This is a genomic window from Pseudomonas sp. R3-18-08, assembly GCF_003852065.1.
Lineage (GTDB): Bacteria > Pseudomonadota > Gammaproteobacteria > Pseudomonadales > Pseudomonadaceae > Aquipseudomonas.
On record NZ_CP027729.1, the window covers coordinates 748,328 to 761,780 of the forward strand.

Genomic DNA, 13,453 nt, shown 5'->3' on the forward strand with positions numbered 1-13,453 from the left:
GGCGAAGTCCCTTCGTAGGTGAATGCACGGGTTAACTATGCGCGGGGGGCATGAGTACGGCAAGGGCCAGAGGCCCTTACCTACCCGAACGGATAGCTACTCAGTTGCTCTCGCCACGTTCACGGGCAATGGCGCGGTAACCGATGTCGGTGCGATAGAAGCAGCCTTTCCAGTCGATTTTCGCGGCCAGTTTGTACGCCTGTTGCTGCGCGGTGTCGACACTGGCGCCCATGGCGGTGGCGCACAGCACGCGGCCACCGGCGGTGACGACCTGGCCGTCCTTCAGCGCAGTGCCAGCATGGAACACCTTGCCTTCCAGCGCTGCCGCTGCCTCCAGGCCCTCAATCACATCGCCCTTGGCGTAATCGGCAGGGTAACCGCCGGCCGCCAGCACGATACCGACGCTCGGGCGTGGGTCCCACTGGGCTTCGACCTTGTCCAGGGCCTGGGCCAGCGCGGCTTCCACCAGCAGCACCAGGCTCGACTGCAGGCGCAGCATCACCGGCTGGGTTTCCGGGTCGCCAAAGCGGCAGTTGAACTCGATGACTTTCGGGTTACCGGCTTTGTCGATCATCAGGCCGGCGTAGAGGAAGCCGGTGTAGACGTTGCCTTCGTCGGCCATGCCGCGCACGGTCGGCCAGATCACCAGGTCCATGACGCGCTGGTGCACGTCGGCGGTGACCACCGGCGCCGGGGAGTAAGCCCCCATGCCGCCGGTGTTCGGGCCGCTGTCGCCGTTGCCGACGCGCTTGTGGTCCTGGCTGGTGGCCATTGGCAGTACGTTCTTGCCGTCGACCATCACGATGAAGCTGGCTTCTTCGCCGTCGAGGAATTCTTCGATTACCACGCGCGAACCGGCGTCACCAAAGGCGTTGCCGGCGAGCATGTCGCGCACGGCATCCTCGGCTTCCTGCAGGGTCATGGCGACGATCACGCCTTTACCCGCAGCGAGGCCGTCGGCCTTGATCACGATCGGCGCGCCTTTTTCACGCAGGTAAGCCAGGGCCGGCTCGATCTCGGTGAAGTTCTGGTAGTCGGCAGTCGGGATCTTGTGGCGCGCCAGGAAATCCTTGGTGAACGCTTTCGAACCTTCCAATTGAGCGGCGCCGGCGGTCGGCCCGAAGCAATCCAGGCCACGGCTGCGGAACAGGTCGACGACGCCGGCCACCAGCGGCACTTCCGGGCCGACGATGGTCAGGGAGACATTGTTCTCGGCGAAATCTGCCAGTTGCTCAAGGGCCAGCACGTCGATAGCGACGTTCTCGCACTTGGCTTCAATGGCGGTACCGGCGTTACCCGGTGCAACGAAAACTTTCTGGACGCGTGGGTCCTGGGCAACTTTCCAGGCCAGGGCGTGTTCACGGCCACCGCTGCCAATGATCAAAACATTCATTTCAAAAACCTCGTTAGCATGATCGTTCCCACGCTCTGCGTGGGAATGCAACACGGGACGCTCCGCGTCCCAAAGCGTGACGCAGAGCGCCACAAGAGGCATTCCCACGCGGAGCGTGGGAACGATCGATCAGTGGCGGAAGTGGCGCATGCCGGTGAAGACCATGGCGATGCCAGCTTCGTCGGCAGCAGCGATGACTTCAGCGTCGCGCATCGAACCGCCCGGTTGGATCACGGCGGTCACACCGGCTTTCGCGGCATTGTCCAGACCATCACGGAACGGGAAGAACGCATCGGAAGCCATTACCGAACCGGCTACCTGCAAGCCGGCGTGTTCGGCCTTGATCGCAGCGATACGTGCCGAGTTCACGCGGCTCATCTGGCCGGCGCCGACACCGATGGTCTGGCGGTTCTTGGCGTAGACGATGGCGTTGGACTTAACGTACTTGGCGACTTTCCAGGCGAAGATCAGGTCGTTGATCTCCTGCTCGGTCGGCGCGCGTTTGGTCACGACTTTAAGGTCCTGGCTGCCGATCATGCCGATGTCGCGGCTCTGCACCAGCAAACCGCCATTGACGCGCTTGTAGTCCCAGGCTGCGGCGCGTTCAGCCGACCATTCGCCGCAGGCCAGCAGGCGCACGTTGGCCTTGGCGGCGACGATGGCGCGGGCTTCTTCACTGACGCTTGGCGCAATGATCACTTCGACGAACTGACGCTCGACGATGGCCTTGGCCGTCTCGGCATCCAGTTCACGGTTGAAGGCAATGATGCCGCCGAATGCCGATTCGGTGTCGGTGGTGTAGGCCAGTTCGTACGCCTGGCGGATCCCGCCTTCAGCGTCCGGGCTCACGGCCACGCCGCACGGGTTGGCGTGCTTGACGATCACGCAGGCTGGCTTGACGAAGCTCTTCACGCACTCCAGCGCGGCGTCAGTGTCGGCCACGTTGTTGTAGGACAGTTCCTTGCCTTGCAACTGGGTCGCGGTGGCGATGCCCACTTCGGCCGGCTTGGCTTCCACGTAGAACGCCGCGCTCTGGTGCGGGTTCTCGCCGTAGCGCATTTCCTGGGCCTTGATGAACTGGCTGTTGAAGGTGCGTGGGAACTGGCTGCGGCCTTCGGTGCTCAGGACGTCGGCGGCCTGGTTCACAGTGCCCATGTAGTTGGCGATCATGCCGTCGTAGGCGGCGGTGTGTTCGAACGCCTTGAGCATCAGGTCAAACCGCTGGGCGTAGGTCAGGCCACCGGCTTTGAGGCTGTCGAGCACTTGGGTGTAGTCGCTGGCGTTGACCACGATGGCCACGTCTTTGTGGTTCTTGGCGGCCGAGCGAACCATGGTCGGGCCGCCGATATCGATGTTTTCGATGGCGGTCGGCAGGTCGCAGCCTGGCTTGTTGATGGTGGCTTCGAACGGGTAGAGGTTAACCGCCACCAGGTCGATCGGCTTGATGCCGTGCTCGTTCATGATGGCGTCGTCGATACCGCGACGGCCAAGGATGCCGCCGTGGATTTTCGGGTGCAGGGTCTTGACCCGACCGTCCATCATTTCCGCGAAACCGGTGTAGTCCGCGACTTCTACTGCGGCCACGCCGTTGTCCTGCAGCAGTTTGAAGGTCCCGCCCGTGGAGAGGATTTCCACGCCAAGGGCTTCCAGCTCCCGGGCAAATTCGAGGATCCCGGTCTTGTCGGAAACACTGATCAAGGCGCGGCGGATCGGCAGGCGGGTAGTCTGGTCGGTCATCTCAATTTCCATCAAAAGCAAAGGAGTCAGCAAAAAAGGCGACCGTTTTTACGCGGGCGCCTTTCTGGTTTGATTGAATGCTTACAGCAAATCGTATTGCTTGAGCTTTTTGCGCAACGTGCCCCGGTTGAGGCCCAGCAGCTCACTGGCTTTGGTCTGGTTGCCCTTGACGTAGTTCATCACGCTTTCGAGCAGGGGCGCCTCGACTTCGGAGAGCACCAGGTTGTACACGTCCGTGACGGAAGCGCCCTCGAGGTGGGCGAAATAATTGTGCAGCGCCTTCTCGACACTCCCGCGAAGGGTCTGGCCTTCTTCGCTCGGCGTGTTGAGGTGCTGTTTCAAATTGACGTTGTCGCTCACGGGTGCTGTTCCACTCACTAAAGTCTCGGTCATCATCGTCATGCGGCCACCCCTTCTCCATCCCCTGTTCCCAGGCTCTTGTCACGTTCGGCGAAGAACTCACGAACGGTGGCGACCTGTGCCTGCGTTTCATCCAAACGGTTGAACTGAGCGCGAAATTCCCTGGCGCCCGGCAAGGTGGCGAGGTACCAGCCGACATGCTTGCGAGCAATGCGTACGCCCATCACATCCCCATAGAAGGCGTGCAGGGCGGCCAGATGCTCTAGCAGAATACGTTCCACCTCGGTCAGTCCCGGTGCCGGCAACACGTTGCCGGTACGCAGGAAATGCTCGATCTCACGGAAAATCCATGGCCGCCCCTGGGCGGCCCGGCCGATCAACACGCCGTCGGCACCGGTTGCGTGCAGAACGCGCCGGGCTTTCTCGGCTGAATCGATATCGCCATTGGCAAACACCGGCATCGACACCGCCTGCTTGATCGCGGCAATGGTGTCGTACTCGGCTTCCCCGGTGTAAAGGTCGGCGCGGGTGCGGCCATGCACCGCCAGCGCTGCAATACCTGCCTGTTCGGCGATCTTCGCCACCGTCAGGCCATTCTTGTTGTCCCGGTCCCAGCCGGTCCGAATCTTCAGGGTCACCGGCACATCGACTGCGGCGACAACGGCCTGCAGGATCTCGGCAACCAACTGCTCATCTTTCAACAGGGCGGAACCTGCGGCCTTGTTGCAGACCTTCTTGGCCGGGCAGCCCATGTTGATATCAATGATCTGCGCGCCCAGCTCCACATTGGCCCGGGCCGCCTCCGCCAGCATCTGCGCATCACCCCCGGCGATCTGCACCGAGCGTGGCTCGGGATCACCTTCGTGGATCATGCGCATCCGCGACTTGCGGGTGTTCCACAAACTCATGTCGCTGGTGACCATTTCAGAGACTACTAGACCCGCGCCCAAACGTTTGCAGAGCTGACGAAAGGGCTGGTCCGTGACGCCCGCCATTGGGGCGAGGATCAAGCCGTTGTGCAATGTATATGGGCCGATGCGTACCGCCGACATAGGACTTCCCTGTTGTGGGGCCGGATCATTAGAGTTCGAAAAAGGGTTGGCATGATACCCGCTCTCGATGACTGGATAAAGGCTGAATTGGATAAAATCTGAACAGTTATTTTTTTATCGCCAGCGGTTTGGTTGACGTCGGCGCAGTCAATAAACCGCCGTCAAACCTCGGTTCTGGCGCAGCTTCACTCGGGCGAATGGAAGCTCAGGCTGTAGTTCACCGCTTTGCTGCCGGGGTCAAGGATGTCCAGGGAGATGTGGATCGGTGTCTGCGACGGCATTTCACTGACCCCGGCCAACTCGCCGCTGAGGTACTCGGCGGGCTTGAAGCGCCGACTGGCGATCAGGCCGCCGTTCAAGTCGGCAAAGCGCAGCTCCAGCTGCGGAAAGGGCTGGGAGAAGGTCGCGCGGTTGTAGATGATCGCATCCACCACCAGCGCCCCGGCGAACTCCGGATGGCTGCGCACCACCAGGTTGCTGCTCTTGATGTGGGCGATGTCGACCCGTGATGGCACGGTGCAGCCCAATTTCGGGCACAGTTGCTGGAACCACGGACGGTAGGCGTCCTGGCGGGCCAGTTCGTCGAATTGGTAGGCGATGTACTGGCCCGCCAGGCCCGCGGCGGCGAGCAGTACCAGCACGATCCAGGTCAGGCGGCGGCCCAGGCCTGACGGACGCTTCTGCGCATACAGGTGCAGCGGGTCGTCTTCCAGGTCCTGGAACACCTCGTCGACATTGGCCTCGGCACGCGCGCGCTTGCGCCGGGCGTGGGGGCGGTCGTCGGTGGCTTGCGCCGCTGGCGTCAGGGGCGTGAAGGGTGGGTCGGGATCGTCGTCCGGGGTCGAGCGCAGTGGCGGTTCGTCGTCGTCGAGATCGTCGCGGTGAAACGACAGGGACGGCTCGGTGCGCTCGCTCGGCTCCGGCTCGGCTTCGGCGGGCAGGACGCGCTCTTGCGGCGGCTCGCTGAACAGGCTGGCGGCCCACTTTTCTTCCTCGGCCTTGACTGTATTGCGGCTGGCGCTGAGGGCATCTTCCTTGTGCCGACGCTCGGCACCGGGCTGGCGGCGGTCCGCGCCGACGGGCTGGGTGTGCTGAATTTCACGGCGCTCGAGCTTGGCCAGCTCCTCGTCCAGGTCCAGGTTGTCCAGGTCCAGCTCTTGGGCTGTCCACTGTTTCTGGCTGATTGCGCGCGGCGGCTCAGGCGTGGGTTCATCAGCGCCGGACTGTTCAGGTTGCGCTGCCGGCACCGAGGCTCGCTGCTCCAGCAACTGACGCGCGGCGTTGAACACCTGCAGGCAGGAGCCGCAGCGCACCACGCCACGGGCCACGCTCAATTGAGCGTGGTTGACGCGAAAGCGTGCTTGGCAATGCGGGCACTGGGTGACGAAACTGTCGCTCATGCGGCCATCCGATTCAGACAAGCGCTCATTCTAGCGCCGACGACCGCTGATGCGTACCCAGCCGTCACGGTTGGCGATGGGGTCCAGCTCGAAATCCCTGGCGTAGGCGGCGGCGACCTCTTCACCTTGCTCGGCAAGAATGCCCGACAGTGCCAGGCGCCCGCCAGGCTTGACCAGGCTCGACAACTGCGGCGCCAGCGACACCAACGGCCCGGCGAGGATGTTGGCGACCAGCACATCGGCCTGTTCCTGGGGCAGGTCCTCAGGCAGATAGAGTGGGAATTGGCCTTCAGGAATGTGGTTGCGCCCGGCGTTATCGCGGGAAGCTTCCAGGGCCTGCACGTCGATATCGGTGCCCACGGCCTGCTTGGCGCCCAGCAGCAGCGCGGCAATGGCCAGGATCCCCGAGCCGCAGCCGAAGTCGAGCACGTTGCAGTCGGTCAGGTCCTGGCCGTCCAGCCATTCCAGGCACAGCGCGGTGGTGGGGTGAGTGCCGGTGCCGAACGCCAGGCCCGGGTCCAGCAGCAGGTTGACCGCATCCGGCTCGGGGGCGGCGTGCCAGCTGGGTACGATCCACAGGTGCTGGCCGAAACGCATGGGCTGGAAATTGTCCATCCAGCTGCGTTCCCAATCCTGGTCTTCGATCACTTCGCTGTGATGCTCCGGCAGCGGGGTGCCGGTGAGCAACTCCAGATGGGCCAGCACGCTGGCGGCCTCGGTACCGTCTTCGAACAGGGCCAGCAAGTGGGTGTGGGACCACAGCGGGGTGGTGTTGAGTTCCGGTTCGAAGATCGGTTGGTCTTCAGCGTCCATGAAGGTCACCGACACAGCGCCGACTTCGAGGAAAGCGTCTTCGTAGGTTTCGGCTTGTTCTGGGCTGATGGCGAGACGGACTTGCAGCCAAGGCATGGCGGGCACCTTTGAAAAAATGAGTGTGCAGCGGGATGGGGCTGCGAAAGCGCGCAAGTTTACGCGAGCGGCGTGCAGAAGACGACATTACTGACTGCATGCAGGCCAACTGTGGGAGGGGGCTTGCTCCCGATAGCGGTGTTTCAGTTGGCTTATTCATGACTGACACTCCGCTATCGGGAGCAAGCCCCCTCCCACATTTGAACTGTGTACATGCTGGAAATCGGAGTTCCAGAAACAACAAAGCCGCCCGAAGGCGGCTATGTTGGGTGGAGCACTTACTGGTTGGCCAGCTTGTGTTCCAGGTAGTGAATGTTCACACCACCTTCGCAGAAGCCTTCATCACGCACCAGGTCCCGATGCAGCGGGATGTTGGTCTTGATGCCGTCGACCACGATTTCGTCCAGGGCGTTGCGCATGCGGGCCATGGCCTCATCGCGAGTCGCGCCCCAGGTGATCAGCTTGCCGATCAGCGAGTCGTAGTTGGACGGAACCTTGTAGCCGCTGTACAGGTGCGAATCCACACGTACGCCGTTGCCGCCGGGCGCGTGGAAGTGCTTGACCAGGCCAGGGCTCGGCATAAAGGTTTGCGGGTCTTCGGCGTTGATCCGGCACTCCAGGGAGTGGCCGTGGATTTTCACGTCGTCCTGGGTGAAGGACAGCACGTTGCCGGCGGCGATGCTGAGCATCTCCTTGACGATGTCGATACCGGTGACCATCTCCGACACCGGGTGCTCTACCTGCACGCGAGTGTTCATCTCGATGAAATAGAAACGGCCGTTCTCGTAGAGGAACTCGAAAGTACCGGCGCCACGGTAGTTGATGTCGATGCACGCCTTGACGCAGCGCGCCAAGACTTCCTGGCGGGCTTTCTCGTCCAGGCCCGGTGCCGGGGCTTCTTCCAATACCTTCTGGTGACGACGCTGCAGCGAGCAATCGCGGTCGCCCAGGTGGATGGCGTGGCCCTGGCCGTCGGACAGTACCTGCACTTCCACGTGACGTGGGTTGGTCAGGTACTTCTCCAGGTAGACCATCGGGTTGCCAAACCAGGCAGCCGCTTCGGAGCGGGTCTGCTTGGCAGCTTCGATCAGTTCTTCTTCCTTGTGCACCACGCGCATGCCGCGACCACCACCGCCACCGGCGGCCTTGATGATCACCGGGTAGCCGACTTCGCGACCAATGCGCAGGGCGGTTTCCTCGTCCTCAGGCAGCGGGCCGTCGGAGCCGGGAACGGTAGGCACGCCGGCCGCGATCATGGCGTCCTTGGCCGAGACCTTGTCGCCCATCAGGCGAATGGTTTCGGCTTTCGGGCCGATGAAGGCAAACCCGGATTTTTCCACCTGTTCGGCGAAATCGGCGTTTTCCGCGAGGAAGCCGTAGCCTGGGTGAATGCCATCGGCGCCGGTCACTTCGGCGGCAGCGATGATGTTCGAGACTTTCAGGTACGAGTTGGTCGCCAGGGGCGGGCCGATGCAGATGCTCTCGTCCGCCAGTTTCACGTGCATCAATTCGGTATCGGCCGTCGAGTAAACAGCGACGGTCTTGATGCCCTCTTCCTTACAGGCGCGCAGGATACGCAGCGCGATCTCGCCGCGGTTGGCGATCAGGACTTTTTGCAGTTTCTTCGCAGGTTTCAACATCGAAGGCGCTCCGCGGTTCAAACGATGGTGAACAGCGGCTGGTCGTACTCAACCGGCTGACCGTTTTCTACCAGGATGGATTCGATGGTGCCGGCTTTTTCGGCCGTGATGTGGTTCATCATCTTCATCGCTTCAACGATGCAGATGGTGTCGCCCACTTTCACGGTCTTGCCCACTTCAACGAAGGCTGGCGAGGTCGGTGCCGGGGTGCGGTAGAAAGTACCGACCATTGGCGACTTGACCACGAAACCGTTCAGCTCAGGGGCTGCTGGCGCCGCAGGCGCGGCGGCGGCTGGAGCGGCGGCAGGTGCGGCAGCGGCCGGAGCCGGTGCTTGCATCTGTGGCGCGTAGAACTGTTGAGCCGGGGTCTTGCTGTGACGGCTGATCCGTACGGACTCTTCGCCTTCCTTGATTTCCAGCTCGTCGATACCGGATTCTTCCAGCAGTTCGATCAGTTTCTTAACTTTACGGATATCCATGAATCATCAACTCCCAAGGGGCGGTCAGGGGCGTTTAGCCTGTTCTTCAACGTGTTCCAGGGCGGCCTCCAGGGCCAGTCGGTAACCGCTGGCGCCAAGGCCGCAGATCACTCCTACCGCTACATCGGAGAAGTAAGAGTGATGGCGGAAAGCTTCGCGTTTGTGCACGTTCGATAAATGCACTTCGATGAATGGGATGCTCACCGCCAGCAGCGCGTCACGTAATGCAACGCTTGTGTGCGTAAAAGCGGCGGGATTGATCAGAATGAAATCCACGCCTTCGCCACGCGCGGCATGGATGCGATCAATCAATTCATACTCGGCATTGCTTTGCAGGTAGAGCAAATGGTGGCCGGCGACACGGGCCCGCTGTTCCAGATCGAGGTTGATCTGATCCAGGGTCACTGCCCCGTAGACGCCCGGTTCGCGGGTGCCGAGCAGGTTCAGGTTGGGTCCGTGAAGAACCAGTAAGGTCGCCATCGGCTGTTCCTTGTTATTGGTGGGGTACGGCAGAACCCGGCGACTATGCCGCAAAGCCTTTGTGACTGTCCAGTTCTATGCAGTAGCCAGCACGATTAGCGAGGATTGCGCGAAATTTGTGACTGTGGCTCAGGATCTGGTCATTGGCAATGCAATCGAGAACATGTGGGAGATCAATGTGGGAGGGGGCTTGCCCCCGATAGCAGTGTGTCAGTCTCGACATCTGTAACTGAGCTACCGCAATCGGGAGCAAGCCCCCTCCCACATTTGATCTTCATGGGGCGCAGGATTGGGTCAGACCCGAAAGGCTTTTACAGCCGTATTGAGCTGCCCGCCCAGCACCAGCAGATGCTCGCCCTGGCTGCGTCCCTGGCCGATACGCCGCAGGTTGTCTTCACCCAGTTGGTGAATTCTTTCGCTGTTGTCGCGAATCTCACTCACGGCCCCGCTTTGCTGCGCCGTTACGTCAGCGATGCGCACGGCGGTCGCGGAGATGGTCTGGATCGCCCCGACGATTTCATCCAGCGCGCCATCGGCGGCCTGGGCTTGCTCGGCGGTGGCTTCGGCGTGTTCGACCTGTGCCCGCATGCCTTGTACCGATTGGTGCGCGGCGGTTTGCAGGCCGGCGATCAGGCTCTGGATTTCGGCGGTGGCGCCGGCGGTGCGTTGGGCCAGGGAGCGCACTTCATCGGCGACCACGGCAAAGCCCCGCCCGGCCTCACCGGCGCGCGCCGCTTCGATCGCCGCGTTGAGCGCCAGCAGGTTGGTCTGCTCGGCGATCGAGCGGATCACCGTGAGTACGCCGCCGATGGTCGCGGACTCTGCGGCGAGTTTCTCGATCATTTGCGCATTTTGCTGCACTTCACCCACCAGGGCATGCAACCCGGCCAGGCTCAGGCCGATCACCCGCTGGCCTTGTTCCACGGCGACGCCGGCACTGCGACTCGCGCCCGCAGCCTGGCTGGCATCACCCGCCACTTGCTGGATGGTCGCCTCCAGTTCGCCCAGAGAGTCACGAATCTGCGCGGTGTCACCGGCCTGGCGTTCGGCGCCGTCGTGCAAACCGCTGCTCAGTTCGGCCAGGGTGCGGCTGCTGCCGGCGACTTCTTCGGCATTGCCGCGGATCGTGCCGACGAGGTCCACCAGATAAGCGCGCAGGCGATTCAGCGAGGCTTCGATGTCGCGCAGCTCGCGATTGGTCCTGCCCAAGGCTATCGGCTGGCTGAAGTTGCCTTCGGCCCAGGTGGAAAGCGCTGGGGCGAGGTGGGTCAGCACTCGCGCCAGGCGGCGTTGCAGGGTATCGATCAACAGTGCGATCAGCAGGATCAGGCCAATCATCAGCCCCTGCATCAGGCGCACTTCGCCCTGGATGTTGGCGTGCTGCGCGCGCACCACCGGCTCCAGGCCGGCGATGGCTTGTCGCACGCGGGTGATCTTGATGTGTGTGGCGGCGGCGAGGTCGGTGCGTTGCTGGATCTGTTCGCGGGTGCGCTTGAGTTCGGCGGGGTAGCGGGTCAACAGGCTGTTGAGTTCACGCTTGAGGTCGACGCCGGTGTCCTGGGCTTCGGTTTTTTCAGCGTTTTCCAGGCCCATCAACGCGGAAAAATCGTCGCTGCTGGATTCGGCGCTGGCCTTCACCCCGAGCAAAGGCAGCTGGGCCAACAGGTCGGCCTGGGTACGAATGTTGGCGATTTCACGCTCTACATCATCGGCCAATTCGGCGCGACCGCTGCTCACCAGTTTGTCCCGGGCCAGGGACAGCTTGCCCAGGTGTTGCGAGGCGGCCAGCAGTGGCGGCAGATAGCGCGCCGCGTCAGGGGCATTCACGGCGCTGGCGTACTGGCTCAGTTGCTCCAGGTTCGCCCCCAGCTCGCGTTCGGCCTGCAATAACAGCGCTTGCGGGTCACCGGCCAGTTTACCGGCGGCGAGCAGGTCGGTTTTGCTGAAGGTGTCTAGCTCCGTGAGGCTGGGTCGCAGGTTCTGCGCCAACTCGGGCGGCAATGAATCGAGCTGCTGCAGCAGGCTTTCCAGGCTCTGGCCGGCGCTGCTCAAGCGCAGGGCATCGCCGCTGGCCAGGTAGTCGTCGATATTGCGTGCGGCCTGATTCTCGAAGGCCTGGGACAGCCCCAGATAGCGCTCCATCAACAGGTACGGGCGCTCCAGTGCTCGTTGCGACCACCACAGCGTCGCTCCGAGTGCCAGGCACACGGCCACCAACAAAAGGGTATTGAGATTGGTCAGCAGCTTCAGGCGCATGCGTGGTTTCAACCGACAGCAAAAGATAAGTGCCTGAAGTTATTGCGTTTACATTACAAAGTTATGACCGAATCAGTGGATTCCGGTGAAAAGATGGCACTTTGCTTTGATGTGCGAGCAGCTTGCACGCGGTTACGTCCGGCATGCTTGGCGCGGTACAGCGCCTCATCGGCCTGGGCGGCCATCGTCAGGCTGTCGGAACCGTCGCACAATTCCACCAGTCCGGCGCTGAAGGTGCACCATAAATCCTGGGGTTGGGCCGGGTAGTGGATTTCCGCAAAACGCCCACGAATCTCGTCCAACACATTGCAGGCCGATTCGAGGTCGGTGTCGGGCATCACAATGGCGAATTCCTCACCGCCATAACGGCCGATATAGTCGCTCTTGCGCAAACGCTGCTTGAGAAACAACGCCAGGCTTTTGATCACGCGGTCGCCCATGGGGTGACCGTGGCTGTCATTGACCCGCTTGAAGTGGTCGATATCGAGCATGGCAAAGCTCAGCGGCTTGTTCTCGCGGCGGGCGCGGAAGCTGCAGTCTTCGAGCAGTTGCAGGATATGCGTGTGGTTGTACAGCCCGGTCAGGCTGTCGCGCACCATCCGCGCTTTCAAATTGCGCGCACGCGCCGCGCGGTTGCGCACGGTGGTGATCAGGTGGCGCGGCTTGATCGGCTTGGTCAGGAAGTCGTCACCGCCTTCGCTCATCGCATCCAGCTGTTTGTCCAGGTCGTCTTCGGCCGACAGGTAGATGATCGGTACGCTGACATAGCGGTCGTTGTGACGAATCACCTTGGCCAGCTCGGTGCCGGTGCAGGCGGGCATGTACATGTCGAGGATGATCAGGTCGGGCTGGAAGTCGGCCAGTTCGGCCATGGCCCGGATCGGCTCGATCAACGTGCGGGTGACGATGCCGGCGCTGTTGAGCAGGCGCTCGGTATGCAACGCCTGGGCGCGGGAGTCGTCAATGATCAGCACTTTATACGGCTCATATTGAGCCACGCAGGTCAGCACTTCGATCTTTTCCAGCAGGCTCGAGGCCTCCAGCGTGCCGGTCAGGAATTCTTCGCCGCCGGCGCGCACGGCGGCCAGGCGGGTCGGGGTGTCGGTTTCATGCAGGCTGAAAAACAGCAGCGGCAGCTTTTGCTCCAGGCCTTCCTGGGCTTCGGCAGCCAGTTTCAGGCCCAGGCCGGTGCCGCAGAAATCCACGTCCATCACGATGGCCGACGGCAGGCGCTCGGCCATGGCGGCGCGAAAGGCTGCGACGCTGTCCAGGGACTGGGCGCTCATGCCGAAGAATTCCAACTGCTTGGCCAGGCGCTCGGCGCGGTTGTGGTCGGCCAGCATCACGTAGATCGGCTTGCGCATCGGCGGCAGCAGGGTTTGTTCCAGCTGATCGCCCTGGCGCAGCCCGGTGCGCGACAAGCGCTGCATCAAGCGATTGAGCTCTGTGATCAATTGGCTGCTCAGGCGCCCGCGGTTTTCATCCACCGCTTTGAGGGACTCGCCAATGTGCTGGGCCAGTTGGCGGTGTTCGGGCTGTTCGAAGCGCTCGGCAAAGCGCTGCAGGCGCAGATTGGCTTCATTGAGCTCGGAGAAATCCGCGTTGGACCATTCGCTACGCTGCAGGCGCTGCCAGATCTCAAGAATTTGACGTGCCTGATGAATTACCCGCTGGGCAAAGTGCTGCTTGAGACGCTCGCGGCTGGGGTCTTCTGACTCGGTCATATCCTGACTACTGTGCGGGTGCA

The 13,453-nt window shown here is 62.2% G+C and carries 11 protein-coding genes; all 11 read right to left on the reverse strand.

The window, feature by feature from the left end:
• Positions 1-100: 100 nt before the first annotated feature.
• Positions 101-1,393 carry a phosphoribosylamine--glycine ligase gene (gene purD / locus C4J92_RS03300; RefSeq protein ID WP_124402945.1) on the reverse strand — a complete coding sequence of 431 codons (1,293 nt, stop codon included), beginning with the start codon at positions 1,391-1,393 and terminating at the stop codon, positions 101-103.
• 129 nt (positions 1,394-1,522) lie between these two features.
• A complete protein-coding gene (gene purH, locus C4J92_RS03305; RefSeq protein ID WP_124402946.1) occupies positions 1,523-3,130 on the reverse strand; it encodes a bifunctional phosphoribosylaminoimidazolecarboxamide formyltransferase/IMP cyclohydrolase in 1,608 nt (535 codons plus the stop codon).
• A gap of 81 nt (positions 3,131-3,211) precedes the next feature.
• Entirely contained in the window at positions 3,212-3,532 is a 321-nt protein-coding gene (gene fis / locus C4J92_RS03310; RefSeq protein ID WP_003221275.1) for a DNA-binding transcriptional regulator Fis, read from the reverse strand.
• Positions 3,529-4,542: a tRNA dihydrouridine synthase DusB gene (gene dusB, locus C4J92_RS03315; RefSeq protein ID WP_124402947.1), complete on the reverse strand. Its 1,014-nt coding sequence runs from the start codon at positions 4,540-4,542 to the stop codon at positions 3,529-3,531. Before dusB ends, fis begins: the two co-directional genes overlap by 4 nt.
• A gap of 185 nt (positions 4,543-4,727) precedes the next feature.
• Positions 4,728-5,942 carry a DUF3426 domain-containing protein gene (locus C4J92_RS03325; protein ID WP_124402948.1) on the reverse strand — a complete coding sequence of 405 codons (1,215 nt, stop codon included), beginning with the start codon at positions 5,940-5,942 and terminating at the stop codon, positions 4,728-4,730.
• Between the two features lie 30 nt (positions 5,943-5,972).
• Positions 5,973-6,851, reverse strand: coding sequence for a 50S ribosomal protein L11 methyltransferase (prmA, locus tag C4J92_RS03330; RefSeq protein WP_124402949.1), 879 nt, complete (start codon positions 6,849-6,851; stop codon positions 5,973-5,975).
• A 278-nt stretch (positions 6,852-7,129) separates the two neighbouring features.
• Positions 7,130-8,491 carry an acetyl-CoA carboxylase biotin carboxylase subunit gene (gene accC, locus C4J92_RS03335; protein WP_124365687.1) on the reverse strand — a complete coding sequence of 454 codons (1,362 nt, stop codon included), beginning with the start codon at positions 8,489-8,491 and terminating at the stop codon, positions 7,130-7,132.
• Positions 8,492-8,508: 17 nt separating this feature from the next.
• Entirely contained in the window at positions 8,509-8,970 is a 462-nt protein-coding gene (gene accB, locus C4J92_RS03340; protein WP_124402950.1) for an acetyl-CoA carboxylase biotin carboxyl carrier protein, read from the reverse strand.
• 24 nt (positions 8,971-8,994) lie between these two features.
• Positions 8,995-9,450 carry a type II 3-dehydroquinate dehydratase gene (aroQ, locus tag C4J92_RS03345; RefSeq protein ID WP_065951442.1) on the reverse strand — a complete coding sequence of 152 codons (456 nt, stop codon included), beginning with the start codon at positions 9,448-9,450 and terminating at the stop codon, positions 8,995-8,997.
• A 294-nt stretch (positions 9,451-9,744) separates the two neighbouring features.
• Positions 9,745-11,706 (reverse strand): methyl-accepting chemotaxis protein, encoded by a 1,962-nt coding sequence (locus C4J92_RS03350; protein ID WP_124402951.1) that lies wholly within the window; start codon positions 11,704-11,706, stop codon positions 9,745-9,747.
• A gap of 53 nt (positions 11,707-11,759) precedes the next feature.
• Positions 11,760-13,430: a PleD family two-component system response regulator gene (locus C4J92_RS03355; RefSeq protein WP_124402952.1), complete on the reverse strand. Its 1,671-nt coding sequence runs from the start codon at positions 13,428-13,430 to the stop codon at positions 11,760-11,762.
• Positions 13,431-13,453 lie beyond the last annotated feature (23 nt).